A 24,650-nucleotide genomic window follows, 5' to 3' on the forward strand; every position below is an offset into this window, starting at 1 on the left:
ATCATTCCTCTTACTGGATCGAGACGCTGATGCAGTTCGCGCCCGAACTGTTGAGATCGGTGACCGCCAGCACGTACTCGCCGGCCGGCAGGCTGAGCTTGTTGCCCGAGCGCGGGATCTGGCCGGCGCGGAACACGGCGAAGTCGGGGTTCACGGGTGCTGCCGCCGCCACCGAGATCTGGTAGTCGCGCGTCGTCGGCGCCACGAAGCGCAGGTAGGCGTAGTTGCCCAGCTTGTTGCCGCCGCCCGCGACGTTCGTGACGCATGCGGAGGCGGGCACGCCTACCGTCGCGCTGCCGTACATGGGCCGCGCTATCGGCACGTTGCCGTCGTTGGTTTCGGCCTCGCCGAAGGGATCGTTGCCGCCGGCGCTGATGTTCTGCGCGCTCAACAGGCCCGCCAATGCCGATGCGCTGCCGGGCGCCACGGCATTCAGGGCCGCGGTGAATGGATGGATCGAGGTCACGGCGGCGCCGCCCCGGAACTGCGCGCTGGTCATCGCATCGTGGATCGGCTTGAAGCCCACCTGCTGGTTGAGGTTCCAGAAGATCGAGTGGATCGAACGCTCACGAAACCAGCCCGGATTGGTGCTCGGCCCCACGGTCAGGTTGACCGACACGCTGACGTCGGTGGCGACCTGCCCTTCGCCGCGCGAATCGACGTAGTTGCTGCGGCCGAGCGCGATGCCCGACCAGCCGTTGCCCCATCCTTCGGAGAAGGCCACGCGGCGATCGAGCCGGTCGCTCAGGTCGTGCGACCCGCCGACCGAGTCATCCCGGCTGAACGAGGACTGGTAGTAGTGGCCCCATTCGTGCGCGATCACCGGCGCATCGAATTCGTCGGTGTCCACGTTCTCCTTGCCGAGCACGTAGATCTCGCGGCCGGTGCTGCGGTTGGTGAAGAAGGTGTTGCCGATCTGCCCGAGCGCGAGGCTGCCGCTGGTCGGCACGTTGTTCGGGCTCCAGAACACCTTGAGCGGCGGGAAGGTGGTCGCGGGCGCCACCGACAGCACCTTCAGCATCGAGGTGTAGACCGTATCGAGCACCGCGAACGGCGCCGACACGCGGCGCCCGGTGTAGCTCGAGCCGCCCCATCCCGAATCGGCGCGCAGGTCGCGCGTCAGCGCGACCGAACCCGTCGCGAAGGCCGCCGACTGCATCGAATAGAGCGGCGTGTTGGCGCCGGTGTTGTCGCGCACGCTGACGTCCCAGGCGGCGGTCTGGATCTGGGCGCGCACGCGGACGATGACCGTGCTGTTCGCCGGCACCGACACCGAGTAGTTGCCGCTGCCGTCGGTGGCCGTCACCGCGATCTGGTTCGACAGGGCATCGAGCACCTCGACGAAGGCCCCGCGCACCGGCTTCGCGACGGTGGCCGAATAGACCAGCGGGCCGCTGTTGTTGGGCACCGAGTCGTAAGTGGCCTTGCCGCTGAGGGTGACCCCACCGATTACCGGGGGCGGAAAACCGATCGGGATTCCACCGCCGCCACCGCCGCCGCCTCCACCGCAACCTGCGAGGAGTGCCGCGGCAATCAGCGCCGAACCGATGCCAGAAAGAATCCTGTGGCTCATAGCGTGTGCTGCCCTCATTCAGCTCCGGCCAACGTCGCGCGGCCGGTGGTGCGCGAGGATGCCACAGACGACGCGCAAATGACAAAGGCCCGTTCACATTTCTGCGAACGGGCCTCGAAGCCGACGCCGCGCATGAAGCGCGGGCGGGCTCGTGTTGCGTGCTTACTGCAGCTTGATCTCGACGTCGACGCCGGCCGGCAGGTCGAGCTTCATCAGCGCGTCCACGGTCTTGTCGGTGGGGTCGACGATGTCCATCAGGCGTTGGTGCGTGCGGATCTCGAGCTGGTCGCGGCTGGTCTTGTTGACGTGCGGCGAGCGCAGGATGTCGAAACGCTTCAGGCGGGTCGGCAGGGGCACCGGGCCCTTGACGATCGCGCCGGTGCGCTTCGCGGTGTCAACGATCTCGGCGGCCGATTGGTCGATCAGCTTGTAGTCGAACGCCTTCAGGCGGATGCGGATTTTTTGCTTGGTTGCCATGGTGATTCCTTTGCGTTCGGCTTAGATGTCGAGGATCTTGGCCACGACGCCCGAACCCACGGTACGGCCGCCTTCGCGGATGGCGAAGCGCAGACCTTCTTCCATCGCGATCGGGTTGATCAGCTTCACGGTGATGCTGACGTTGTCGCCAGGCATGACCATTTCCTTGTCCTTCGGCAGCTCGATCGCACCGGTCACGTCCGTCGTGCGGAAGTAGAACTGCGGGCGATAGTTGTTGAAGAACGGCGTGTGACGGCCGCCTTCGTCCTTCGACAGCACGTACACCTCGGCGGTGAAGTGCGTGTGCGGCTTGATCGAACCGGGCTTGCACAGCACCTGGCCGCGCTCGACTTCTTCGCGCTTCGTGCCGCGCAGCAGCACGCCCACGTTGTCGCCGGCTTGACCTTGGTCCAGCAGCTTGCGGAACATTTCCACGCCGGTGCAGGTGGTCTTGACCGTCGGGCGGATGCCCACGATTTCGATTTCTTCACCGACCTTGATCACGCCGCGCTCGACGGCGCCGGTCACCACGGTGCCGCGACCCGAGATCGAGAACACGTCTTCCACGGGCATCAGGAACGTGCCGTCCACGGCGCGCTCGGGCGTCGGGATGTACGTGTCCAGGGCTTCGGCCAGCTTCATGATCGCGCCTTCGCCGAGTTCGCCCTTGTCGCCTTCCAGGGCCAGCTTCGCCGAGCCGTGGATGATCGGGGTGTCGTCGCCGGGGAATTCGTACTTGTCGAGGAGTTCGCGAACTTCCATTTCGACCAGCTCGAGCAGCTCCTTGTCGTCGACCATGTCGCACTTGTTCAGGAACACGATGATGTAGCCCACGCCCACCTGGCGAGCCAGCAGGATGTGTTCACGCGTCTGGGGCATCGGGCCGTCGGCGGCCGAGCACACCAGGATCGCGCCGTCCATCTGGGCGGCGCCGGTGATCATGTTCTTCACGTAGTCGGCGTGGCCGGGGCAGTCGACGTGTGCGTAGTGGCGGTTGGCCGTTTCGTACTCGACGTGCGCGGTGTTGATCGTGATGCCGCGGGCCTTTTCTTCGGGCGCAGCGTCGATCTGGTCGTAGGCCTTCGCTTCGCCGCCGAACTTCGACGACAGCACCGTCGCGATCGCGGCCGTCAGCGTGGTCTTGCCATGGTCAACGTGACCGATCGTGCCCACGTTCACGTGCGGCTTCGTGCGGGTGAATTTACCTTTTGCCATTTTTCAATCCTTGAAAGAGCAGTCCCGTGTATTGGTTTTATGTCTGCATCCGATTGCTGGATCGCCTCGCACGGGAACGAGACGGCACCGGATCGCAGACAAGAAGGGCCGCGCACTGCGCGGCCCTGCATTCCTGAAACGCTTATTTCGCGCGGGCAGCCACGATGGCTTCGGCGACGTTACGCGGAGCTTCGGCGTAGTGCTTGAACTCCATCGTGTACGTGGCACGGCCTTGCGACATCGAGCGCAGCGTGGTCGAGTAGCCGAACATTTCCGACAGCGGCACTTCGGCCTTGATGGCCTTGCCGCCACCGACCATGTCGTCCATGCCCTGCACCATGCCGCGGCGGGACGACAGGTCGCCCATCACGTTGCCGGCGTAGTCTTCGGGCGTCTCGACTTCCACGGCCATCATCGGCTCGAGGATCACGGGGTTGGCCTTGCGGGCACCTTCCTTGAAACCGAAGATCGCGGCCATCTTGAACGCCATTTCGTTCGAGTCCACGTCGTGGTACGAACCGAAGTGCAGCGTGACCTTGACGTCCACGACGGGGTAGCCCGCCAGCACGCCTTGCGTCAGCGCTTCCACGACGCCCTTTTCCACCGCGGGGATGTATTCGCGAGGAACCACACCGCCCTTGATGGCGTCGACGAACTCGAAGCCCTTGCCGGCTTCCTGGGGTTCGATCTTCAGCACGACGTGGCCGTACTGGCCCTTGCCGCCCGACTGGCGAACGAACTTGCCTTCGGCTTCGTCCACGGTCTTGCGGATCGTTTCGCGGTAGGCCACCTGCGGCTTGCCCACGTTGGCTTCCACGCCGAATTCGCGCTTCATGCGGTCCACGATGATTTCGAGGTGGAGCTCGCCCATGCCCGAAATGATGGTCTGGCCCGATTCCTCGTCGGTCTTGACGCGGAACGACGGGTCTTCCTGCGCGAGACGCTGCAGGGCGATGCCCATCTTTTCCTGGTCGGCCTTGGTCTTGGGCTCGACGGCCTGCGAGATCACCGATTCCGGGAACACCATGCGCTCGAGGGTCACGACCGAATCCGGATCGCACAGCGTCTCGCCGGTGGTCACTTCCTTCAGGCCCACGCAGGCGGCGATGTCGCCGGCGCGGATTTCGCTGACTTCCTCGCGGTTGTTCGCGTGCATCTGAACGATACGGCCGATGCGTTCCTTCTTGCCGCGCACCGGGTTGTAGACGCTGTCGCCCTTCGAGAGCACGCCCGAATAGACGCGCACGAAGGTCAGCTGGCCCACGAACGGGTCGGTCATCAGCTTGAATGCGAGCGCCGAGAACTTCTCCTCGTCGTCGGCCTGACGCACCACCGGTCCTTCGTTCTCGTCGGTGCCGGCGACCGGGGGGATGTCCGTCGGAGCGGGCATGTACTCGATCACGGCGTCGAGCATGGCCTGCACGCCCTTGTTCTTGAAGGCCGAGCCGCACAGCATCGGCTGGATCTCGCCGGCGATGGTGCGCTGGCGCAGGGCCTTCTTGATTTCCTCTTCGGAGAGCTTCTCGCCTTCGAGGTACTTGTTCATGAGCTCTTCGCTCGCTTCGGCGGCCGCTTCGACCAGCTTCTCGTGGTACTCGTTGCAGACGTCGACCAGGTCGGCCGGGATCTCACCGTAGGTGAAGGTCACGCCCTTGTCCTCGTCCCAGATGATGGCCTTCATCTTCACGAGGTCGACGATGCCCTGGAACTTGTCTTCGGCGCCGATCGGGATCTGGATCACGACGGGGTTGGCCTTCAGGCGGTCGATCATCATCTGGCGAACGCGCAGGAAGTTCGCGCCGGTGCGGTCCATCTTGTTGACGAACGCGAGGCGGGGAACCTTGTACTTGTTGGCCTGGCGCCAGACGGTTTCCGACTGGGGCTGCACGCCGCCGACGGCGTCATAGACCATCACGGCACCGTCCAGCACGCGCATGGAACGCTCCACCTCGATGGTGAAGTCCACGTGGCCGGGGGTGTCGATGATGTTGATGCGGTGCTCGGCGAAATTCTGGGCCATGCCCTTCCAGAAGCAGGTCGTGGCAGCCGAGGTGATCGTGATGCCGCGCTCTTGTTCCTGCTCCATCCAGTCCATCGTGGCGGCACCGTCGTGCACTTCACCGATCTTGTGGTTCACACCGGTGTAGAACAGGATACGTTCCGTCGTCGTGGTCTTGCCAGCGTCGATGTGCGCGGAGATGCCGATGTTGCGGTAGCGCTCGATGGGGGTCTTGCGGGACATGATTTACTTTCGGGTTGAAATGCGTTGAGCGCTGGGCCCCGGGGCGGGCTATACGCCCAACACCCGACACCCAACGCCCAAGCGAAGTTTGGTTTTTAGAAGCGGAAGTGGCTGAACGCCCGGTTGGCTTCCGCCATGCGGTGCACTTCGTCGCGCTTCTTCATCGCGCCGCCACGGCCTTCCGTGGCTTCCATCAGTTCGTTGGCCAGACGCAGGGCCATCGACTTCTCGCCGCGCTTGCGGGCGGCTTCCTTGATCCAGCGCATCGACAGGGCGAGGCGGCGGACGGGGCGGACTTCGACCGGCACTTGATAGTTCGCACCGCCGACGCGGCGCGACTTCACTTCGACCATCGGCTTCACGTTGTTGATGGCAACGGTGAACGCTTCGAGGGGGTCCTTGTCCGGGTTCTTCTTCTCGATGAAGTCGAGCGCGCCATAAATGATGCGCTCGGCAACAGCCTTCTTGCCGCCTTCCATGATCACGTTCATGAACTTCGACAGCTCGACATTGCCGTACTTGGGATCCGGCAGGATTTCACGTTTGGGGACTTCGCGACGACGTGGCATTTTCTTAACCTCTTTGCTTCAGTTGGCACCGCTTCCGGCACCGCGAGAGTCGACTCGGACCCTCACTTACTCGACCCAACTTCGGGTCACTACGCTCGACATGCCCGCCAAGGCACTCGAACACCGATGAAACAACTACCGAAAGAAGAACCCGATCAGGCCTTCTTGGGACGCTTCGCGCCGTACTTGGAACGCGACTGCTTGCGGTCTTTCACGCCTTGCAGGTCGAGCGAACCGCGCACGATGTGGTAACGCACACCGGGCAAGTCCTTGACACGACCGCCGCGAACCAGCACGACGCTGTGTTCCTGCAGGTTGTGGCCTTCGCCGCCGATGTAGGAAATGACTTCGAAGCCGTTGGTCAGGCGGACCTTGGCAACCTTACGAAGTGCCGAGTTCGGCTTCTTGGGGGTCGTGGTGTAGACCCGGGTGCAGACACCGCGACGTTGCGGCGAGTTCTGCATGGCAGGGCTCTTGGACTTGATCTTTTCGACCGTCCGGCCCTGACGCACCAGTTGATTGATGGTTGGCATGAATGAATTAGTCCCAAAACGAGAAATACCCCGGTGGTGCCTTGCGGCGCCCTGGTCGTGACCCAGGAAACCGGGAGATGACGCAAACGTGAATCCCTTCGGAATTTTCCGAAAAGCCCACGAGTATAGCAGCGGGCTCGTGAAACGGCAAAGTCAGGCGGTTTCGGAGGCTTGGGAGCCCCCGTCGCCAGCCTGAAACCGGCTCCCTACCCCGCCGATCACTTGATCCAGAGCCGGACGGCGTCCCAGGCGCGACCCAGCATGCCGGCCTGTTCGACCGGCTCCAGCGCCACCAGCGGCACCTCGGCCACGGGCTGGTCGTCGAGCGTGACCTTGAGCGTGCCCACGGGCTGGTACTTGGTGAACGGCGCCACCAGCGGGTCGGGGCGCGCGATCTGGGTCTTGAGCTTGCTGGCGCTGCCCGCGGGCACGGCGACCACGATCGGCTCGGGGCGGCCGAGCTTCAGCACGTTCTGCTTGCCCTTCCAGACCGCCGGCGTGGCCGCGGGCTGGCCGCCGTCGAACAGGCGCACGGCGTCGTAGGCGGTGTAGCCCCAGTTCAGCAGCTTCTGCGATTCGTTGGCGCGCACGGTTTCGCCCGAGGTGCCGAGCACGATCGACAGCAGGCGGCGGCCGCCGGTCAGGTTCGGGAAGTCGCGCTTGGCGGTGGCGATCATGCAGTAGCCGGCCGCCTCGGTATGGCCGGTCTTCAGGCCGTCGACGGTCGGGTCGCGGAACAGCAGCAGGTTGCGGTTGGTGTCGTTGGTCGAGGGCGTGCCCGGGTAGCGGTACTTCTTGATCGCGTAGTACTTGGCTTCCTCGGGGAAGTCGCGCACCAGCCGGGTCGCCAGGATGCTGAGGTCGCGCGCGGTGGTGGTGTGGCCGGGCGCGGTCAGGCCCTCGGGATTCTTGTAGGTGGTGTTCTTCATGCCCAGCACCTTGGCCTGGGCGTTCATCAGCTCGACGAAGTGCTCGACCGTGCCGCCCACGCCCTCGGCCAGCGCCACGGTGGCGTCGTTGCCCGACTGGACGATCAGGCCCTTGATCAGGTCTTCCACCGGCACCTGCATCTTCGGGTCGATGAACATGCGCGAGCCGGGCATCTTCCAGGCACGCGGGCTGACCGGCAGGGTCTGCGTCAGGGTGATCTTCTTGGCGCGCAGCGCGTCGAACACGATGTAGGCCGACATCAGCTTGGTCAGCGACGCGGGCTCGACCGGGCTGTCGATGTCCTTCTGCGCCAGGATCTGGTTGGCCGTCACGTCGAGCAGCAGGTAGCTGCGCGCGGCGATCTCGGGCGGTGCTGGCACCTGGGCGGCGGCGATCAGGCAGACGGAAGCGGCGGCGGCGAGCAACAGCGCGCGGGCACCGTGGAAGAAGCGATTCATGGGAGCGATGGGAAAGAAACGAAGACGTGCCTGCAAGCCAGGCTTTCAGGCGGCCGGGTTGTCCGCGCGCAGATGGCGCGCGACCAGGCTCTTGAGCAGCGGCAATTGTCCGTGAAAGAAATGGCCGCCTCCGGGGACGACTGTGACAGGAAGTGACTGCGGCCGCGCCCAGTCCATGACCGCCGACAGCGCCACCGTGTCGTCGGCCTCGCCGTGGACCACCAGCGTGCGCTCGTGGGCCTCGGGCGGCAGCACGGCCACCGTGTTGCGCGCGGCTGCCGTGCCGACCAGCACGATCTGCCGCACGTCGCGCGCGGCCCACAGCTTCTCGACCGCGCCGCTCGCGACGAAGGCGCCGAAGGAGAAGCCGGCGATCGCCAACGGGCCCTCGGGCGCGAGCTGGCCGACGACGTTCAGCATGTCGTCGAGCTCGCCGCGGCCCTCGTCGTGCACGCCTTCGCTCGCGCCGACGCCGCGGAAGTTGAAGCGCACCGCGGTCCAGCCGCAGGCGATGAAGGCACGCGCCAGGGTCTGCACCACCTTGTTGTCCATGGTGCCGCCGAACAGCGGATGGGGATGGGCGATGACGGCGATGCCGCGCGCGGCCTCGGCCGGCTGGTCGCGCTGCACCTCGATGACGCCGGCGGCGCCCTGGAGGCTGATCTTTTCGGTCTGGGAATTCATGAGGCTCGGATGGGAACGGGCCGGCAGGCCGACGGTGGAGGGGTGCCTGCGGCGAGCACGGTACGAGCGCAGGCCCGACTGAAAGTTCAGCGCCCGACGTCGGGCGGCAGCAGCAGGCGCTCGACGATCTCGCCCTTCTTCAGGTGCGAGTCGACGATCTCGTCGATGTCGTCGGCATCGACGAAGGTGTACCAGACCGCCTCGGGATAGACCACGGCGACCGGCCCGCCGGCGCAGCGGTCGAGGCAGCCGGCCTTGTTGACGCGCACCTTGCCGGGCCCCGAGAGCCCCTCTTCCTTGACCCTGGCCTTGCAGCGGTCGAAGCCCTGCTGGGCGTTGTGCATGGCACAGGAATCCTCGCCGTTCTTGCGTTCGTTGAGGCAGAAGAAGATGTGGCGGCCGTAATAGCCCGAAGGCACGGCGGAGCTGGCGGGGGTGGGCATCGGCGGATTCTCAGGACCGCCGTCCGCGTAGCCGGCGCGTGTACCCGGCGCTTCAGGCGGCCGGCGGCCGGCTGCGCCGCGACAGCAGGAAGATCACGTAGGCCAGCACACCGAAGGGCCAGAGCCAGCCCAGCCACTGGGCCAGCCCGTGGAAGCGGATGAAGCGCCCCTGCTCCCAGGTCGCCAGCGTCTGCGCGAAATAGGCGCTCTCGGGCGCCTGGTTCAGCAGGCTCAGCTGCAGCACCAGCGCCACCAGCAACAGCGCCCCGCAGAGGCGACGCGGCGCGAACAGCAGCGCCAACGCGGCGAACAGCGCCGCCGCGATGCCGACCTGCGCCGGCAGCCCGAGCCAGGCCCAGGCGTGGTCGGGGCCGTAGCTCAGCGCCGCCGACAGCCCCGAGGCCACCACGCCCGTCAGCAGGATCAGCGGCAGCAGCACCGCGCGCTGCACCACGGTGCGCGCCACCAGGTAGCCCAGCAGGCAGGGCACCAGCGCGCCCAGCATCACGCACAGCAGCTCGACCGCCGGCACCAGCGGCTCGAGCTCGAACTGGCGCACCGGCAGCCAGTCGATGAACGGGGTGTCGAGCAGCCACTCGGAGATCGCCGCCTCGAGCCGCTCGAACACCTGGCCCAGCCCGAAGGTCACGGCGGCCGGGAACAGCAGCGCGAACGGCCACAGCGCCAGCAGCACCAGCGCGCCGCGCGCCTCGTCGACGAACCACTGCGCGCGGGCCCGCCCCCAGTGGGCGACCGCGCCGAAGCGCTCGAGCGCCACCGCCAGCACCGCGCCCAGCAGCGCGCCGGTGCTGTTCAGGCCCAGGTCGACGTTCGAGGGGATGCGCACCGGCAGGTAGCTCTGCAGCGTCTCCATCGCGAAGGACACCGCCACGCCCGCCAGCGTGGCGCGCAGCACCGCGCGGCCGCTGCTCGCGGTGCTGCGGGTGCGCAGCACCGACAGCGCGCAGAGGAAACCGAAGGGCACGTAGCCCGCGACATTGACCGCGAAGTCGAAGCCGGTCCAGTACTTGGGCCAGGGCGCCCACAGGTAGGCCCAGGGCGCGATGCCCTGGTCGCGCCAGTCCGCGAACGGATAGAGGCTGGCATAGACGATCAGCGCCGCATAGGCCAGCGCAAGGGGCAGCGCGGCGGACTTGTGCTGCGTCGCCACCGCCGTCAGAAGGGCTTGACCACGACCAGGATCACGATCGCCAGCAGCAGCAGCACCGGCAGCTCGTTGAACCAGCGGTACCAGCCGTGGTTGCGCCGGTTCTCGCCGGCAACGAAGCGGCGCAGCAGCACCGCGCAGCCGTGGTGATAGCCGATCGCCACCAGCACCAGCGCCAGCTTGGCGTGCATCCAGCCGTTGCCCGGGCCGCGCCCGATGCCGTAGCCCAGCCACAGCCAGAGACCGAAACCCAGCGCCGGCACGGCCAGCAAGGTGGTGAAGCGCAGCAGCTTGCGCGCCATCAGCAGCAGGCGCTCGCGCTCGGCGACCGAGTCGCTCGGCACCATCGCGAGGTTGACGAAGATCCGGGGGAGGTAGAACAGGCCGGCGAACCAGCTGGCGATGAAGACGATGTGGAAGGACTTGACCCAGAGCATGGCGGTCAGTTTAGTGGCCGGCCACCGGCGCATGCACCCGCTTTCATCGGCCCCCACGAAAGCGACGGACAAAAAAAAGCCCGACGTCTTCACGTCGGGCTGGGAAGCCCTTTTGCTGTCACACATCAAGGCACCCGCTCAGGGAGGAAAGCGGGGGACGGCAAGCCGTCCGGGGCAGAATTTAACAAAGACGAAACAAGGTTTCAAGCGACTGCTGCGCTTTAATTAACAATCTAGGGTAAAAATTTACTACTTTGGCACTACTAAATTCCGTGGTTGTCAGACAACTCAGCGCAACCGCGCCAAAAGTTCGGGAACTTTAGTTCGGGCACAATTTTCCGCATGAGCTCCTCCCTTTCCTCCTTCGCCGCCTTCCCCGCCGGGCGCCCGCGCCGCCTTCGCCGCGACGCCTTCACGCGCAATCTGGTGCGGGAAAACGCCCTGACCGCACACGACCTGATCTATCCGGTGTTCGTGCAGGAAGGCAGCGGCCGGCGCGACGCGGTGGCGTCGATGCCCGGCGTGGAGCGCCTGAGCCTCGACCTGCTGCTGCCCGTGGCCGAGCAGTGCGTGGCGGCCGGCATCCCGGTGATGGCGCTGTTCCCGGTGATCGACGCGAGCCTCAAGACGCCGGCCGGCGACGAGGCCTTCAATCCCGACGGCCTGATCCCGCGCGTGGTGGCGGCGCTCAAGTCGCGCTTTCCAGAACTGGGCGTGATGACCGACGTCGCGCTCGACCCCTACACCAGCCACGGCCAGGACGGCCTGCTCGACGACAGCGGCTACATCCTCAACGACCCGACCGTCGAGGTGCTGGTGAAGCAGGCGCTCACACAGTCGCAGGCCGGCGTGGACATCGTGGCGCCCAGCGACATGATGGACGGGCGCATCGGCGCGATCCGCCAGGCGCTCGAAGCGCGCGGCGACGTGCACACGCGGATCATGGCCTACAGCGCCAAGTACGCGAGCGCCTTCTACGGCCCGTTCCGCGACGCGGTCGGCTCGGCCGCCAACCTCGGCAAGAGCAACAAGAAGGTCTACCAGATGGACCCGGGCAACAGCGACGAGGCGCTGCGCGAGGTGGCGATCGACATCGCCGAGGGCGCCGACATGGTGATGGTGAAGCCCGGCATGCCCTACCTGGACATCGTGCGCCGCGTGAAGGACGAGTTCCGCGTGCCGACCTTCGCCTACCAGGTCAGCGGCGAGTACGCGATGCTCAAGGCCGCGGCCCAGAACGGCTGGCTCGACCACGACGCCGTGGTGCTCGAAAGCCTGCTGGCCTTCAAGCGCGCGGGCGCCGACGGCATCCTCACCTACTTCGCGCTCGACGCCGCCCGCCTGCTACAAACTAAGTAGCACAATCGGGTCCGCCCGGCCTTGGGTCCGGGCCATCTTGAGCAAGCACGGGGGCGCGATGCGAATCTTCGAAATCAACACCTCGCAGGTCAGCGAGCATGCCGCGCTGGCGCCGCTGGCCCTGCCCGGCTCCTGCAGCGCCGCCAGCTATCTCTGGATCTCGCTCACGCGCGACGAATTCCGCGCCTCGCTGCCCGAGGTGCAGCAGATCCTGCAGACGCTGTGCCAGACCCAGTTGGTCGACCTGCACGTGGCCGACCTGCTGAACGACCAGCTGCCCTCGCACAGCGACTACACCTCGCAGTACGACGTGCTGGTGTTCCGCCGGCTCGCGAGCGGCGGCAACGGCCAGCCGGCGCCCGCCACGCCACCGGCGGCCACGCCCGCGGCCCCCGCCCCGCGCCCGCGCGGCGGCCCGCCCGTGCTGCGCCGCATCGACACCCGCCCGGTCGGCTTCGCCGTGTTCGACCGCGTGCTGCTGTCGGTGCATCCCGAAGACGGCGCGGTGCGCGACGTCTTCGCCGCGCGCCTGCTGGCGGCCGCCGCGCCCGGCGACCGCGGCACGCCGGCGCTCGATGTGCGCGCGGTCACGAACCGCGTGCCCACCAGCCCGGCCGACCTGATGCTGCGCGTCATCAACCAGATCGTCGACGGCTACCTCGACCTGCGGCGCGAACTCACGAAGCAGCTCGACCACTGGCAGGCCGAGCTCATCGACCCGCGCAGCCGCTTCACCAACTGGGGCGCGCTGATGGAATCGCGCCAGTCGCTGCACCACCTCGACGAGATCTGCGAGGACCAGCGCGCCGCCATGCAGGACTGGCTCGACAACCTCGAGACCCTGCCGCCGCCGAAGGACGCGGCCGAGGGGCGCGAGCGCGAACTGGTGATGATCCGCAGCCGCGACGTGCTCGAGCACATCGAGCGCGTGGTGCACCACGTGCGCCGGCTCGAGCAGAACGCCGAGACCGCGGTGCAGATGCATTTCAGCGTGCAGGGCCACCGGGCCAACGACATCATGCGGGTGCTGACGGTGCTCACCGCCGTGTTCCTGCCGCTGAACCTGATCGCCGGCATCTTCGGCATGAACTTCGAGTTCATCCCGCTGGTGCACAAGGCCGACGGCTTCTGGATCGCCATGGGCTCGATGCTCGCGATCGCGTTGCTGCTGGTGCTGATCTTCTGGCGCAAGCGCTATCTCGCGCGCACGCGCTGAACGAGCGCGCATGAAAAAAAGCCACGCGGAGCGATCTCCGCGTGGCTTTTCTCGTCCGGGTGCGAACGGCCCGAAGGCCGCCCGGTGCCGTGCGACAGCTTACTTGGCGGTGGCGCCGGTGCCTTGCTGGGCCTGGACGCGTGCGTCGAGCGGGTGCTGCATGGTCGAGATGACCTTGCTGTTCACGCGCGAACCCGAGGTCACGTTCTGGTCGGGAGCGGCCGCGGTGCGGATCGCTTCGGCTTCGACCAGGGCGCGGTCCTTCGACACGGCGACCGTTTCCGGGCCGCGCGAGCCGCGGGTCACGTTCTGGTTCGGAGCGGCGGCGGCGCGCACGGCTTCGGTGTTGACTTCGTCGCGGCTCTTGCTCGAGACGGCCTGGGTCACGCCTTCATAGGTTTCGGCTTGAGCGCCCATGGCGGCAACCAGGGTCAGAGCGGCGGCGGCGATGATGTGCGAGGTCTTCATTTCGTTGGTCCTTGATACGGTACGTCGGAGGGTTTAGCCACCAGGCGTGCACGGATCGGCTCGCCTGTGCGGCGAGTTTCAAGGCGAAATCCCTCGGGAAAACACCCGGTTCAGAGACACGGTGTTTCCGCTATTGAAACAATGTCAGGTCGACCGTTCAGTCATTAACCTCGGTGCGCGGCGCGCCATTCGGCCGCGTCGGATGCTCAGCGCGCGGTGCGCGGCGTGCCCGGCACGGCCTTGATCTGCGGCGGGATCTCGCTGTTGAAGAAGGCGCGGCGGTCGAGGTTCAGGCTTGGGTCGTGCGAGGTCGCCACCGCCTCGGCGCGCACCGCTGCGCGGTCGCGCCCGCCGGTGCGCGGCGCGGCCAGCGGCGGCTCGGCCTCCACGTCGCCATACACATTGCCCGCGCGCGCGGCCGCGGCGGCTTCGGCGGCCAGCGCGGCGCGGTCGGTGCCGGGGCCCATCGGCCGGATCGGATCGAAGGCCTGGGCCAGCGCCCCGCCGGCCGGCAGCCACAGGGCCGCCAGCGCCAGCAGCCACGGCGCGAGGGCCGCATGAAGTCGAAAAGTGCGTGTCATCGATTGCATCCTCTGCCTGCTTGCGAGTCGCGGCGCGTCACGAAAGTGCCGCGCGGCCTTGCTAAGAAAAACCCTTGAGAATCGCGCCATCGCCCAGCGCTACCGGCACGACCTCCATGGACAGCCTCGACCTGATCAGAACCTTTCGCGAAGTCGCGTCGCATGGCAGCTTCTCGCAGGCCGCCAAGCGGCTCGACATGTCCAAGGCCACGGTCAGCAAGTATGTCGCCGAACTCGAAACCCGCTTCGGCGTGCGCCTGCTCAACCGCTCCACGCGCTCGGTGAGCCTCACCGACGCCGGCCAATTGCTGCTGGAGCGCAGCACGCCGGTGCTCGAGATGGTCGAGCTCACGCAGGCCGAGCTGCAGGAGCGCGCGAGCCAGCCCGGCGGCCGGCTGCGCATCTCGGCGCCGCACGGCATGGGCAACGGCGAGTTCCCGAACCTGCTGGCCGACTTCATGCGCTACTACCCCGACGTGCGCATCAGCCTGCAGCTGACCAACCGCACGGTCGATCTCGCCGAGGAAGGCATCGACGTCGATATCCGCAGCGGCCCGGTCGAGGACGCCAACCTGATCATGCGCAAGCTGCGGCTCATGAACATGGTGGTCTGCGCCTCGCCGGTCTACTGGAAGAAGCACGGCAAGCCCGAGCATCCGCGCGACCTGGCGGACCACGAGGCGCTGACCCATTCGCTGCTCGGCGCCCAGCCGGTCTGGCGCTTCGACGACGGCGGCGAGCCGCTCGACGTGCACGTCAAGAGCCGCATGGACTGCACCGAGGGCGCGCCGCTGATCCGCATCGCGATGCGCGGCTTCGGCGTGATCTACCTGCCCTCGATCCTGGTGCAGTCGCACATCGACCAGGGCGAGCTGGTGCCGGTGCTGCAGGACTATGCGCGCAAGGACATGTGGCTGTCGGCCGTCTACCTGCAGCGGCGCCACAACAGCGCCGCGCTGCGCGCGCTGCTCGACTTCCTCGAGACCCGCGTGGGCGACAAGCCCGGCCTCAGGAAATGAAAAAGCCCGGCGGCGCCGGGCTCCCATGCGACGAAGCGAACGTGCTCAGCCGATGTGCTGCGCGAAGAAGGCCAGCACGCGCTCGCGCGCCAGCTTGGCCGCGTCGGCGTCGTACGAACCGCGCTGGTCGCAGTTGAAGCCGTGGCCCACCGGGTACACGTGCACCTCGACCTCGGGATGGGCCTTCTTGAAGCTCTCGATGGTGTCGAGCGGAATCCAGTGGTCTTGATTGCCGAAGTGGGCCTGCACCGGCACCTTGGGCTGGCGCGCGGTTTCCTCGGGCGAGGTCATGCCGCCGCCGTAGTAGGGCGCGGCGGCCGAGAGCCCGGGCACCAGCGCGGCGGCGCGCCAGGTCAGCAGGCCGCCCCAGCAGTAGCCGACGATGCCGACCTTGCCGGCCTTGGCCGCATAGGCCACGGCGGCCTCGATGTCCTGCAGCACGCCGGGCGCGGGCAGCGCCTCGACGGCCGTCTTCAGGCCGAAGCCCGCCTTCATGTCGTCCTCGCTGTAGCCCAGCTCGACGCCGGGCTTCACGCGGTGGAAGGTCGCGGGCGCGACGGCCAGGTAGCCCTCGGCCGCGTAGCCGTCGGCCACCGAGCGGATGTGCGAGTTGATGCCGAAGATCTCCTGCACCACGACGACGGCGCCGCGCAGCGTGCCGGCGGGTTCGGCCACGTAGGCGGGAAAGCTGAAGCCGTCCTTGGCGGTGAGATCGATGAATTGACCCATGATGTGTTGCTCCTTTGATGGCAATGGGAAGGATGGGGGGAATGCGTGTCCGGTGCGTGTCGGGTGCGCGGAACCGGGTTCAGCCCGCCGCCCCGGGCCGCAGCGCGCGTTCGACGAAATCGAGCCGGTCCTGGCCCCAGAAGATCTCGCCATCGATCACGTAGCTCGGCGCGCCGAAGACCTGGATGTCGATGGCTTCCTGCGTGTAGGCCTCGTACTGCTCCTGCACCGCCTGGCTCTGCGCCTGGTCGGCGCGCTTGGCCGGCAGGCCGCATTCGGCCACCAGCGCCTCGAGCACCTTGGGGTCGCCGATGTTGCGCTCCTGCGCCCACACCGCGGCGAACACCGCCGCGCACATGCGCATCGCGGCCTCGCAGCCGTCGTTGAGGTCGACCGCGATGATCAGTCGCGCCGCGTCGTCGCCCGCGACCGGGAAGAACTTCGGCTTCGGATGCAGCGGAATCCCCAGGTGCTTCGAGAAGCGCTCCAGCTCGACCAGCCGGTAGGCCTGCCGCTGCGGCGCGCGCTTGCCCAGCGGCAGCCCGCCCGAGACCGGGAAGATGCTGCCCATGTCCACCGGACGCACGCGCACCGTGGCGCCGGCCGCCGCCGCGATCGCGGCGAAGCGGGCATGGCCCAGATAGGTCCAGGGGCTTTGGGGGGGGAAGTAGTAGTCGATGGTCTTGCTCATGAATTCGCCTCCGCGCACGAAGCGCCGCCGGACCATCGCGGTACTGCGGGTAAGGCCCGCAACTTGCGAGCCACCCTCGGTGATGTAATCCGGACCGACGGTTTTAACTGACGCGCAGCTTTTGTGCAGGAGATCGGAATTGAACCAGCAGGTGCTCTTGGTCACGGGGGGCGGACGCGGCATCGGCGCCGCCACCGCCTTGCTGGCGGCGCGGCGCGGCTATGCCGTGGCGGTCAACTACGCGAGCAACTCGCTCGCGGCCGACGAAGTCGTGCGCGCGATCCGCGCCGCGGGCGGCAAGGCGATCGCGGTGCAGGCCGACGTCGGCGATGAAACACAGGTGATGGCCATGTTCGAGCAGGTCGATGCCAGGCTCGGCCGGCTCACGGCGCTGGTCAACAGCGCCGGCGTGGTCGACGTGCGCGCGCGCGTCGACGAGATGAGCGCGGCGCGGCTGGAACGCATGTTCCGCATCAACGTGATCGGCAGCTTCGTCTGCGCGCGCGAGGCGGTGCGCCGCATGAGCACGCGCCACGGCGGCACGGGCGGCGCGATCGTCAACCTCTCGAGCGCCGCCTCGCGGCTGGGCTCGCCCGAGCAGTACGTGGACTACGCCGCGAGCAAGGGCGCGATCGACACCTTCACGCTCGGCCTCGCCAAGGAAGTGGCCGACGAGGGCATCCGCGTCAACGCGGTGCGCCCGGGCCTGATCGAGACCGAGATCCACGCCTCGGGCGGCATGCCCGAGCGCGCCGCGCAGCTCGCGCCCTCGGTGCCGATGAAGCGCACCGGCAGCGCCGAGGAGGTGGCGAACGCGATCGTGTGGCTGCTGTCCGACGAGGCCAGCTACACCACCATGGCCCTGCTCGACGTCTCGGGAGGACGCTGATGAGCACCTCGATGGACCTGATCAAACCGCTGGTCACCTTGGTGGCGATCGTCAACCCGCTGGCCATCGTGCCCTTCTTCATCCATTACACGCAGGGCTACTCCGACGCGCAGCGGCGCCGCACGGTGCGCATGTCGGCCTTCAGTGCCTTCGTGGTGATCGCGGTCAGCGCGCTGATCGGGCTGCAGCTGCTGTCCTTCTTCGGCATCTCGATCGCGAGCTTCCAGGTCGGCGGCGGCCTGCTGCTCTTGATGAGCTCGCTGTCGATGCTCAACGCGCAGCCGGCCGAGAGCAAGACCAACGTCGAGGAGCTGCGCGCCACCGAGGTCAAGGCCTCGATGGGCGCCTCGATCGCGGTGGTGCCGCTGACCATCCCGCTGCTCACCGGCCCGGCCACCATCTCCACCGTGGTGATCTACGCCGACAAGGCCAAGCACCTGTGGGAGCTCGCGGTGCTCGTGGGCTACGGCGTGGTGGTGGCGCTGGCCACGGCCATCGCCTTCTCGCTCGCGCAGCCGATCGCGCGCGTGCTCGGCAAGACCGGCATCAACATCATGACCCGGCTCATGGGCCTGATCCTCGCGGCGCTGGCGGTCGAGGTGATGACCGACGGCCTGGGCAAGCTGTTCCCGATCCTCGCGAAATGACGAGGGCGCTCAGCCCAGCATCTTCTCGATGATCTTCCAGTGCGCCGGCTCCACCGGCGTGATCGACAGCCGGTTGCCCTTGCGCAGGATCGTGAGCTCGGCCAGCTCGGGCTTGGCGCGCAGCTCGGGCAGTGCCAGCAGGCGCGTCTTGCGCAGCGCCTGCACGTCCACCAGCAGCCAGCGCGGATCGTCCTTCTTCGAGGCGGCGTCGTAGTAGGGCGACTTCGGATCGAACTGCGTGGGATCGGGCTTGATCGCCGAGGCCACACGCGCCAAGCCGGCGATGCCGGGCTCGGGGCAGCTCGAGTGATAGAACAGCACGCCATCGCCGACCTTCATGCCGTCGCGCATGAAGTTGCGGGCCTGGTAGTTGCGCACGCCGGTCCACGCCACCGTGGCGTCGGGCGCGGCCAGCGCATCGTCGATCGAGACCTCGTTGGGCTCGGATTTCATCAGCCAGTACTGGGGCATGGCGTTCTCGCGAGGATGGGATGCCGCGCAATATAGCCGCCCACCCCGGCCACTCCGGCACCGGGGCTCGGCTCAGGGCGCCACGTAGTCCGACACCACCGCCCACTTGCCGTCCTTGATCTGCGACAGCCGCGACTGGTCGTTGCCCAGGCGCTTGGTGGCGGTGTAGGTGCTCTTCGGGCTGCCGAACATGTCGGGCTCGAAGGTGATGCTGTCCATGGCCTTGATGAAGCTGTCGGTCGTGAGGTTCGGGCCGGCCTTCTGCGCCGCCTTGATGAACGAGTCGACGATCACGTAGCCGTAGACCGAGAACACGGTCGGGTCCTCGTTGAACTTGGTCTTGTACTTGTTGGCCCAGAAGCGCAGCGGCTGCGACTGCTCGTCGGTGTAGGGGTTCTGCACCGTCATGGTCGCGTAGATGCCGTCCATGGCCTTGCCGCCGAGCTTGTGGATCAGGTCGGTGTAGGCCGCGCTCGAGCCCAGGAAGGTCGGGTTGAAGCCGGTCTTGCGCGCCTCGCCCACGGTGCCGATGGTCTCGCGGATGATGGTGCCGAGCACCACCAGGTCGCAGTTGGCCGCCTTCATCTTCGCGACCTGCGAGCTGAAGTCGGTGGCGCCGCGCTTGAACGAGGTCTTCTCGGCCAGCTCCATGTTCACGGCCTTGAGGCCGGCCTCGGCGCCGCGCTGCACCTCGAGGCCGAACTCGTCGTCCTGGTAGATGGTGCAGACCTTCTTCGCGCCCTTGTCCTTCACCATCTTCGGCAGCGCCAGGCGGATCTGGTCGTAGTAGGTGGCGGCGAACGAGTACTTGAGGCGATTGAGCGGCTCGTACATCTCGCGCGCCGCGGTGATCGGCATGTAGTTGACGACGTTCTTGTCGAACTGCACCGGCATCGACGCCATGTTCTGCGCCGTGCCGATGTGGCCGGCCATGATGAAGATCTTCTCCTGGTTCACCAGCTTCTGCGCCGCCAGCACGGCCTTCTTCGGGTCGTAGCCCGAGTCCTCGACGTAGAGCCTGAGCTTGCGGCCGTTGACGTCGCCCTGCTCGTTGAGCTCGTCCACGCGCAGCTGCATGCCGTTGCGCGCCTGCTTGCCGAAGCCGGCGAGCGGCCCCGAGAGATCCTGGATCGTGCCGATGCGGATCTCGTCCTTGGTCACGCCCTGCTGCGCGGACGCGAGCGTCGCGGCCAGGCCCAGCACGGCCAGCATCGTCGGTGTCTTGAGCTTCATGCGCTTGTCTCCTCGGGTTGGCGAAAGAATCGGGTGGCGATCGGGACGTTTTTTCGATGCGCTCAGCGGTACATGGCCTCGATGCGCGGCGCGTACTTGGTCTGCACCAGCTTGCGCTTGAGCTTCATGGTCGGCGTCAGCTCCTCGTCCTCGGCGCTCAGTTGCGTCTCGAGCAGGAAGAACTTCTTGATCTGCTCCACGCGCGCGAACTTCGCGTTGACGCGATCGATCTCGCCCTGGATCAGGTCGAGCACCTCCTGCGCGCGCGTGAGGCTTTCGTAGTTGCTGAACGGCACGTCGTTGTCCTGCGCGAATTTCTCGACGTTCTCCTGGTCGATCATCACGATCACCGTCAGGTAGGGCCTCTTGTCGCCGATCACCACCGCGTCGGTGACGTAGGGGCTGAACTTGAGTTCGTTCTCGAGTTCGCTCGGCGTGATGTTCTTGCCACCTGCCGTGATGATGATGTCCTTCATGCGGTCGGTGATGCGGAAATACCCTTCCGCGTCGACCGTGCCGACGTCGCCGGTGTGCAGCCAGCCCTCGGCGTCGATGGTCTCGGCGGTCTTCTCGGGCAGGTTCAGGTAGCCCATGAAGACGTTCGGGCCGCGCACCAGGATCTCGCCGGTCTGCGGATCGAGGCGCACCTCGTTGTAGCCGGTGGCCGGGCCGATCGAGCCCGGCATGATGCGCGCGGGCGGCACGCCGGTGGAGGCGCCGCACGACTCCGTCATGCCCCAGACCTCGAGCATCGGCACGCCCAGCGCGAGGTACCAGCGCACCAGCTCGGGCGAGATCGGCGCGGCACCGGTCACGAGGAAGCGCGCGCGGTGGATGCCGATCAGCTTGCGCACGTTGTCGAGCGCGAGCCAGCGCGCGATGCGGAACTTCAGCCGCAGCCCGGCGCCCACCGGCCGGCCCTCGAGCACCCGCTGCGCGATCTGCTGGCCCACGCCGATGCTCCAGCCGTAGGCCGCCTGCTGCAGCCGGCTGGCCTCCTTGAGCGCGATCATCACGCCCGAATAGAACTTCTCCCACACGCGCGGCACGGCCGTGAACACCGTGGGCGCGATCTCGCGCACGTTCTCGGGCACGGTCTCGGGGTTCTCGACGAAGTTGAGGATCGAGCCGGTGTACATCGCGAAGTACTCGCCGCCCATGCGCTCGGCGATGTGGCACAGCGGCAGGAAGCACATGCGCTCGTCGCTCTCGTCCTGCGCCAGCAGCGTGTTGTAGCCGCGCATGGTGTAGACCAGCCCGCCGTGGCTGTGCATCGCGCCCTTGGGCTTGCCGGTGGTTCCAGAGGTGTAGACCAGGATCGCGAGGTCCTCGGCGCGGCAGGCGGCCACGCGCTGCTCGAGCGCCTGGGGGATGCGCGGCCAGGTGCGCGCGGCCCAGGGCACGCAGTGCCTCCAGGCTCAGCACGTTGGGGTCGTCGAGCTCGCGCAGGCCCTCCATGTCGAACACCACCACCTTGCGCAGCAGCGGCAGCGCGGCGCGCACCTCGAGCGCCTTGTCGAGCTGCTCGTCGTCCTCGACGAACAGCACCGTGGTGCGCGAGTCCTCGCACAAATACTGCACCTGCGAGGCCGCGTCGGTCGGGTAGATGCCGTTGGAGACGCCGCCGCAGCTGAGCACGGCCACGTCGGCCAGCACCCATTCGATGACGGTGTTCGACAGCACCGAGGCGCACTCGCCGGCCGCGAAGCCCAGCGCCATCAGGCCGCCCGCGATCTCGCGCACCGCCTCGGCGGTCTGGCCCCAGGTCCAGCTGCGCCAGATGCCGAATTCCTTCTGCCGCATCCAGACCTTGTCGCGGCGCAACTCGACCGCTTTCCAGAACACGGCCGGGATGGTGTCGCCCGGCACCACCACCTCGGTGCGGGGCTGCAGGTGCGCCAGGTCCCAGAGGCCGGCCGGCGCGCGCAGTGCGAGGGTGCTGCTCATCGGTGCTACCTCCAGGTCTTCTTTTTCTTCCAGCGCCGCTCGCCGCGCACGCCCTCGTCCTTCACACCGAGGTAGAACTCCTTGATGTCCTCCTTCTCGCGCAGCCGCTCGCAGCTGTCCTCCATCACGATGCGGCCGTTCTCGAGCACGTAGCCGTGGTCGGCCGCGTTGAGCGCCATGTTGGCGTTCTGCTCCACCAGCAGGATGGTGGTGCCGCGCTCGCGGTTGATGCGCACCACGATCTCGAAGATCTCCTTGGTGAGCTTGGGGCTCAGGCCCAGGCTGGGCTCGTCGAGCAGGATCAGCTGCGGCGCGGCCATGATGGCGCGCGAGATCGCGAGCATCTGCTGCTGGCCGCCCGAGAGCAGGCCGGCGTCCTGCGTGGCGCGCTCGCGCAGGATCGGGAAGTAGCCGAACACCGTTTCGATGTCGCGCGCCACGCCGTCGCGGTCCTGGCGCGTGTAGGCGCCCATCAGCAGGTTGTCGCGCACCGACAGCAGCGGGAACACCTCGCGGCCCTCGGGCACGTGGCTCAGGCCCTGCTGCACGATGTGGGCCGGGTCCCTGGCCGTGATGTCGCGGCCCTGGAACTCGATGCTGCCCTTGCGCGGATCGATGATCCCCGAGATGGTCTTGAGGATGGTGGTCTTGCCGGCGCCGTTGGAGCCCAGCACGGTCGCGATCTCGCCCTGGCGCACCTGGAGGCTCACGCCGCGGATGGCCTTGATCGGGCCGTAGGCGCTCTCGACGTTGAGCAATTGCAGAACCACATCGCTCATGCTCGAACCCTCCGCAGGCTGCTCACGTCGTCGACCGTGCCGAGGTAGGCCTCCACCACGCGCGCATCGGCCTGCACCTCGCGCGGCGAGCCCGTGGCCAGCACCTCGCCCTGGTTCATCGCGAGCACGCGGTCCGACACCTTCGACACCAGCGACATGTCGTGCTCCACCATCAACACCGACACGCCGAGCTCGTGCTGGATGTCCTGGATCCAGAACGCCATGTCGGCCGTCTCCTCGACGTTGAGGCCCGACGAGGGTTCGTCGAGCAGCAGCAGCTTGGGTTCGGTGCACAGCGCGCGCGCCAGCTCCACCACCTTGCGCACGCCGTAGGGCAGGCCCGCCACCATCGCGTCGCGGTGGTGCTGCAGGTCGAGCAGCTCGATCACCTGCTCGACCTTCTCGCGCGCCTCGATCTCGGCGCGCCGCGTGGCCGGCGTGAAGAACAGCTCGCGCCAGAAGCCACTGCGCCGGTGCGTGTGGCGGCCGATCAGCAGGTTGTGCAGCACCGTCGCATGCTCGAACAGCTCGATGTTCTGGAAGGTGCGCGCGATGCCGAGCGCAGCGATCGCGTGCGGCGCCTGGCTGGTCAGCGCCACCGCGCCGCCGGCCTCGCCATGCCAGGTGATCGTGCCCGAGGTCGGCGTGTAGATGCGGCTGATCAGGTTGAACACCGTGGTCTTGCCCGCGCCGTTGGGTCCGATCAGCGTGAACACCTCGCCGCGCCGCACGTCGAAGCTGACCTTGTTGACCGCGAGCACGCCGCCGAAGCGCACGCTCAGGTCCCGGGCCGAGAGAAGGATATCGCCGCCGCTCATCTCAGGCGATCCGACTTGGTGAAGGACTTCTGCCGCTTGAACAGCCCCTTGCGGTAGAACGGAAACAGCTGCAGGTAGGTGCGCACCTTGAGCCAGCGCCCGTACAGGCCCAGCGGCTCGAACAGCACGAACACGATCAGCACCACCCCATAGACGAAGCCCTGCAGGCCCGGCGCCTGGCCGATCACCGCCGGCAGCCAGTCCTTGCCCATCGAGATCAGCTGCGGCATCGCGATCAGGAAGATCGCGCCGAGGAAGGCGCCGTGCACCGAGCCCAGCCCGCCGATCACCACCATCAGCAGCAGGTCGATCGACTGCAGGATGTTGAACTGGTCGGGCGAGATGAAGCTCAGCTTGTGCGCATAGAGCGCGCCGCCGAGCCCCGCGAGCGCGGCCGAGATCGCGAACGACATCGTCTTGTAGCGCGCGAGATGGATGCCCATGCTCTGCGCCGAGATCTCCGAATCGCGGATCGCCACGAAGGCGCGGCCGGTCGGCGAGCGCAGCAGGTTCAGGATGCCCAGCGTGCTGAGCACCGCCACCACCAGGCACAGGAAGTAGAAGCCGTCGCCCGAGCCCAGCGACCAGCCGAAGAGCTGCGGCGACTTCACGTGCAGCCCCGCGTTGCCGCCGGTCACGCTCTCCCAGCGCGCGAACACCTCCTCGACGATGAAGCCGAACGAGAGCGTCGCGATGCCCAGGTAGATGCCCTTCACGCGCAGCGCCGGCAGCGCCACCACCACGCCCACGCCGGCCGACAGCGCCGCGGCCGCGACCAGCGCGAGCGGGAACGGCACGCCGAGGTTGGTCAGCACGCCCTGCGTGTAGGCACCGGTGCCGAGGAAGGCCGCGTGGCCGATCGAGAACTGGCCCGTGAAGCCCGCGAGCAGCATCAGGCCCAGGCCGACGATGCCGTAGATCAGCACGAAGGTCAGCTGCGCGAGCCAGTATTCGTCGATGACCCAGGGCGCGGCCAGCAGGAAGACGCACAAGAGGCCGTACCAGAAGACCTGGCCGCCATGCTTGGCGAGGCGGATGTCCTGGTCGTAGGAAGTCTTGAAGATGTAGCGCATG

The 24,650-nt window shown here is 67.2% G+C and carries 25 protein-coding genes and 1 pseudogene; 5 read left to right on the forward strand and 21 right to left on the reverse strand.

Annotation, left to right across the window (positions count from 1 at the left end; all coding sequences use genetic code 11):
- Positions 1-10: 10 nt before the first annotated feature.
- The 11 genes from ACHMXE_RS41015 to ACHMXE_RS41065 all read right to left on the reverse strand — a co-directional run bounded on the left by ACHMXE_RS41015 (position 11) and on the right by ACHMXE_RS41065 (position 10,729).
- Positions 11-1,408, reverse strand: a complete 1,398-nt coding sequence (locus ACHMXE_RS41015) for a hypothetical protein (protein ID WP_395349247.1) — start codon at positions 1,406-1,408, stop codon at positions 11-13.
- A gap of 327 nt (positions 1,409-1,735) precedes the next feature.
- Positions 1,736-2,050: a 30S ribosomal protein S10 gene (rpsJ, locus tag ACHMXE_RS41020; protein ID WP_057596142.1), complete on the reverse strand. Its 315-nt coding sequence runs from the start codon at positions 2,048-2,050 to the stop codon at positions 1,736-1,738.
- Positions 2,051-2,071: 21 nt separating this feature from the next.
- The gene (tuf, locus tag ACHMXE_RS41025; protein ID WP_093356177.1) at positions 2,072-3,265 is read right to left on the reverse strand and encodes an elongation factor Tu; all 1,194 of its coding nucleotides are present in this window, start codon (positions 3,263-3,265) and stop codon (positions 2,072-2,074) included.
- Positions 3,266-3,407: 142 nt separating this feature from the next.
- A complete protein-coding gene (fusA, locus tag ACHMXE_RS41030; RefSeq protein WP_395349248.1) occupies positions 3,408-5,507 on the reverse strand; it encodes an elongation factor G in 2,100 nt (699 codons plus the stop codon).
- 95 nt (positions 5,508-5,602) lie between these two features.
- Positions 5,603-6,076 carry a 30S ribosomal protein S7 gene (gene rpsG / locus ACHMXE_RS41035; RefSeq protein ID WP_007829591.1) on the reverse strand — a complete coding sequence of 158 codons (474 nt, stop codon included), beginning with the start codon at positions 6,074-6,076 and terminating at the stop codon, positions 5,603-5,605.
- A 155-nt stretch (positions 6,077-6,231) separates the two neighbouring features.
- On the reverse strand, positions 6,232-6,609 hold the full coding sequence (rpsL, locus tag ACHMXE_RS41040; protein WP_057597516.1) for a 30S ribosomal protein S12: 378 nt from the start codon (positions 6,607-6,609) through the stop codon (positions 6,232-6,234).
- Between the two features lie 218 nt (positions 6,610-6,827).
- A complete protein-coding gene (locus ACHMXE_RS41045) occupies positions 6,828-7,997 on the reverse strand; it encodes a D-alanyl-D-alanine carboxypeptidase family protein (protein WP_203203916.1) in 1,170 nt (389 codons plus the stop codon).
- A 45-nt stretch (positions 7,998-8,042) separates the two neighbouring features.
- On the reverse strand, positions 8,043-8,681 hold the full coding sequence (locus ACHMXE_RS41050; RefSeq protein ID WP_209546112.1) for an alpha/beta fold hydrolase: 639 nt from the start codon (positions 8,679-8,681) through the stop codon (positions 8,043-8,045).
- An 86-nt stretch (positions 8,682-8,767) separates the two neighbouring features.
- The gene (locus tag ACHMXE_RS41055; RefSeq protein ID WP_209546110.1) at positions 8,768-9,124 is read right to left on the reverse strand and encodes a (2Fe-2S) ferredoxin domain-containing protein; all 357 of its coding nucleotides are present in this window, start codon (positions 9,122-9,124) and stop codon (positions 8,768-8,770) included.
- Between the two features lie 52 nt (positions 9,125-9,176).
- A complete protein-coding gene (locus ACHMXE_RS41060; RefSeq protein ID WP_203203913.1) occupies positions 9,177-10,295 on the reverse strand; it encodes a VanZ family protein in 1,119 nt (372 codons plus the stop codon).
- Positions 10,296-10,300: 5 nt separating this feature from the next.
- Positions 10,301-10,729, reverse strand: a complete 429-nt coding sequence (locus ACHMXE_RS41065; protein ID WP_203203912.1) for a CopD family protein — start codon at positions 10,727-10,729, stop codon at positions 10,301-10,303.
- Between the two features lie 342 nt (positions 10,730-11,071).
- Here ACHMXE_RS41065 and hemB point away from each other — a divergent pair, with 342 nt between their 5' ends.
- Together hemB and ACHMXE_RS41075 are read left to right on the forward strand one after the other, a co-directional pair.
- A complete protein-coding gene (hemB, locus tag ACHMXE_RS41070; protein ID WP_203203911.1) occupies positions 11,072-12,088 on the forward strand; it encodes a porphobilinogen synthase in 1,017 nt (338 codons plus the stop codon).
- Positions 12,089-12,146: 58 nt separating this feature from the next.
- Positions 12,147-13,304: a magnesium transporter CorA family protein gene (locus tag ACHMXE_RS41075; protein WP_395349249.1), complete on the forward strand. Its 1,158-nt coding sequence runs from the start codon at positions 12,147-12,149 to the stop codon at positions 13,302-13,304.
- Positions 13,305-13,403: 99 nt separating this feature from the next.
- Here the strand turns inward: ACHMXE_RS41075 and ACHMXE_RS41080 are convergent, their stop codons facing one another.
- Both ACHMXE_RS41080 and ACHMXE_RS41085 read right to left on the reverse strand, forming a co-directional pair.
- Entirely contained in the window at positions 13,404-13,772 is a 369-nt protein-coding gene (locus tag ACHMXE_RS41080; protein WP_203203909.1) for a DUF4148 domain-containing protein, read from the reverse strand.
- A gap of 206 nt (positions 13,773-13,978) precedes the next feature.
- Positions 13,979-14,353 carry an alpha/beta hydrolase gene (locus ACHMXE_RS41085; RefSeq protein ID WP_395349250.1) on the reverse strand — a complete coding sequence of 125 codons (375 nt, stop codon included), beginning with the start codon at positions 14,351-14,353 and terminating at the stop codon, positions 13,979-13,981.
- A gap of 116 nt (positions 14,354-14,469) precedes the next feature.
- On the opposite strand from ACHMXE_RS41085, the gene ACHMXE_RS41090 reads away from it, so the two are divergent.
- Complete coding sequence (locus ACHMXE_RS41090) at positions 14,470-15,372, forward strand: LysR family transcriptional regulator (protein ID WP_209546097.1); 903 nt, start codon at positions 14,470-14,472, stop codon at positions 15,370-15,372.
- Positions 15,373-15,417: 45 nt separating this feature from the next.
- On the opposite strand, the gene ACHMXE_RS41095 is transcribed toward ACHMXE_RS41090, so the two are convergent.
- The gene (locus tag ACHMXE_RS41095; RefSeq protein ID WP_395349251.1) at positions 15,418-16,101 is read right to left on the reverse strand and encodes a dienelactone hydrolase family protein; all 684 of its coding nucleotides are present in this window, start codon (positions 16,099-16,101) and stop codon (positions 15,418-15,420) included.
- Between the two features lie 79 nt (positions 16,102-16,180).
- A complete protein-coding gene (locus ACHMXE_RS41100; protein WP_395349252.1) occupies positions 16,181-16,792 on the reverse strand; it encodes a 2-hydroxychromene-2-carboxylate isomerase in 612 nt (203 codons plus the stop codon).
- 139 nt (positions 16,793-16,931) lie between these two features.
- On the opposite strand from ACHMXE_RS41100, the gene ACHMXE_RS41105 reads away from it, so the two are divergent.
- Both ACHMXE_RS41105 and ACHMXE_RS41110 read left to right on the forward strand, forming a co-directional pair.
- Entirely contained in the window at positions 16,932-17,681 is a 750-nt protein-coding gene (locus ACHMXE_RS41105) for an SDR family oxidoreductase (protein WP_395349253.1), read from the forward strand.
- On the forward strand, positions 17,681-18,328 hold the full coding sequence (locus ACHMXE_RS41110; protein WP_093355304.1) for a MarC family protein: 648 nt from the start codon (positions 17,681-17,683) through the stop codon (positions 18,326-18,328). Before ACHMXE_RS41105 ends, ACHMXE_RS41110 begins: the two co-directional genes overlap by 1 nt.
- Positions 18,329-18,337: 9 nt before the next feature.
- On the opposite strand, the gene ACHMXE_RS41115 is transcribed toward ACHMXE_RS41110, so the two are convergent.
- From ACHMXE_RS41115 to ACHMXE_RS41140, 6 genes and pseudogenes are all read right to left on the reverse strand, one after another.
- Complete coding sequence (locus tag ACHMXE_RS41115) at positions 18,338-18,799, reverse strand: EVE domain-containing protein (RefSeq protein ID WP_395349255.1); 462 nt, start codon at positions 18,797-18,799, stop codon at positions 18,338-18,340.
- Positions 18,800-18,871: 72 nt separating this feature from the next.
- Positions 18,872-20,032 (reverse strand): ABC transporter substrate-binding protein, encoded by a 1,161-nt coding sequence (locus ACHMXE_RS41120; RefSeq protein ID WP_395349256.1) that lies wholly within the window; start codon positions 20,030-20,032, stop codon positions 18,872-18,874.
- 62 nt (positions 20,033-20,094) lie between these two features.
- Positions 20,095-21,979 (reverse strand): annotated as a pseudogene (locus tag ACHMXE_RS41125) (AMP-dependent synthetase/ligase).
- A gap of 5 nt (positions 21,980-21,984) precedes the next feature.
- Positions 21,985-22,758 (reverse strand): ABC transporter ATP-binding protein, encoded by a 774-nt coding sequence (locus ACHMXE_RS41130; protein WP_093355294.1) that lies wholly within the window; start codon positions 22,756-22,758, stop codon positions 21,985-21,987.
- Positions 22,755-23,576, reverse strand: a complete 822-nt coding sequence (locus ACHMXE_RS41135) for an ABC transporter ATP-binding protein (RefSeq protein ID WP_395349257.1) — start codon at positions 23,574-23,576, stop codon at positions 22,755-22,757. The genes ACHMXE_RS41130 and ACHMXE_RS41135 overlap by 4 nt, the downstream gene beginning before the upstream one ends.
- On the reverse strand, positions 23,573-24,649 hold the full coding sequence (locus ACHMXE_RS41140) for a branched-chain amino acid ABC transporter permease (protein ID WP_093355289.1): 1,077 nt from the start codon (positions 24,647-24,649) through the stop codon (positions 23,573-23,575). The genes ACHMXE_RS41135 and ACHMXE_RS41140 overlap by 4 nt, the downstream gene beginning before the upstream one ends.
- Between the last annotated feature and the right edge of the window lies 1 nt (position 24,650).

This window comes from Variovorax sp. UC122_21, from assembly GCF_044056785.1.
GTDB lineage: Bacteria > Pseudomonadota > Gammaproteobacteria > Burkholderiales > Burkholderiaceae_C > Variovorax.

Coding starts and splice junctions, on each gene's coding strand:
- ACHMXE_RS41080 (WP_203203909.1), bottom strand. CDS start 13,772: ATGAAGACCTCGCACATCATCGCCGCCGCCGCTCTGACCCTGGTTGCC.
- ACHMXE_RS41130 (WP_093355294.1), bottom strand. CDS start 22,758: ATGAGCGATGTGGTTCTGCAATTGCTCAACGTCGAGAGCGCCTACGGC.
- rpsL (WP_057597516.1), bottom strand. CDS start 6,609: ATGCCAACCATCAATCAACTGGTGCGTCAGGGCCGGACGGTCGAAAAG.
- fusA (WP_395349248.1), bottom strand. CDS start 5,507: ATGTCCCGCAAGACCCCCATCGAGCGCTACCGCAACATCGGCATCTCC.
- ACHMXE_RS41135 (WP_395349257.1), bottom strand. CDS start 23,576: ATGAGCGGCGGCGATATCCTTCTCTCGGCCCGGGACCTGAGCGTGCGC.
- tuf (WP_093356177.1), bottom strand. CDS start 3,265: ATGGCAAAAGGTAAATTCACCCGCACGAAGCCGCACGTGAACGTGGGC.
- ACHMXE_RS41090 (WP_209546097.1), top strand. CDS start 14,470: ATGGACAGCCTCGACCTGATCAGAACCTTTCGCGAAGTCGCGTCGCAT.
- ACHMXE_RS41085 (WP_395349250.1), bottom strand. CDS start 14,353: ATGACACGCACTTTTCGACTTCATGCGGCCCTCGCGCCGTGGCTGCTG.
- ACHMXE_RS41120 (WP_395349256.1), bottom strand. CDS start 20,032: ATGAAGCTCAAGACACCGACGATGCTGGCCGTGCTGGGCCTGGCCGCG.
- ACHMXE_RS41045 (WP_203203916.1), bottom strand. CDS start 7,997: ATGAATCGCTTCTTCCACGGTGCCCGCGCGCTGTTGCTCGCCGCCGCC.
- ACHMXE_RS41110 (WP_093355304.1), top strand. CDS start 17,681: ATGAGCACCTCGATGGACCTGATCAAACCGCTGGTCACCTTGGTGGCG.
- ACHMXE_RS41140 (WP_093355289.1), bottom strand. CDS start 24,649: ATGCGCTACATCTTCAAGACTTCCTACGACCAGGACATCCGCCTCGCC.
- ACHMXE_RS41095 (WP_395349251.1), bottom strand. CDS start 16,101: ATGGGTCAATTCATCGATCTCACCGCCAAGGACGGCTTCAGCTTTCCC.
- ACHMXE_RS41055 (WP_209546110.1), bottom strand. CDS start 9,124: ATGCCCACCCCCGCCAGCTCCGCCGTGCCTTCGGGCTATTACGGCCGC.
- ACHMXE_RS41075 (WP_395349249.1), top strand. CDS start 12,147: ATGCGAATCTTCGAAATCAACACCTCGCAGGTCAGCGAGCATGCCGCG.
- hemB (WP_203203911.1), top strand. CDS start 11,072: ATGAGCTCCTCCCTTTCCTCCTTCGCCGCCTTCCCCGCCGGGCGCCCG.
- ACHMXE_RS41100 (WP_395349252.1), bottom strand. CDS start 16,792: ATGAGCAAGACCATCGACTACTACTTCCCCCCCCAAAGCCCCTGGACC.
- ACHMXE_RS41065 (WP_203203912.1), bottom strand. CDS start 10,729: ATGCTCTGGGTCAAGTCCTTCCACATCGTCTTCATCGCCAGCTGGTTC.
- ACHMXE_RS41050 (WP_209546112.1), bottom strand. CDS start 8,681: ATGAATTCCCAGACCGAAAAGATCAGCCTCCAGGGCGCCGCCGGCGTC.
- rpsJ (WP_057596142.1), bottom strand. CDS start 2,050: ATGGCAACCAAGCAAAAAATCCGCATCCGCCTGAAGGCGTTCGACTAC.
- ACHMXE_RS41115 (WP_395349255.1), bottom strand. CDS start 18,799: ATGCCCCAGTACTGGCTGATGAAATCCGAGCCCAACGAGGTCTCGATC.
- rpsG (WP_007829591.1), bottom strand. CDS start 6,076: ATGCCACGTCGTCGCGAAGTCCCCAAACGTGAAATCCTGCCGGATCCC.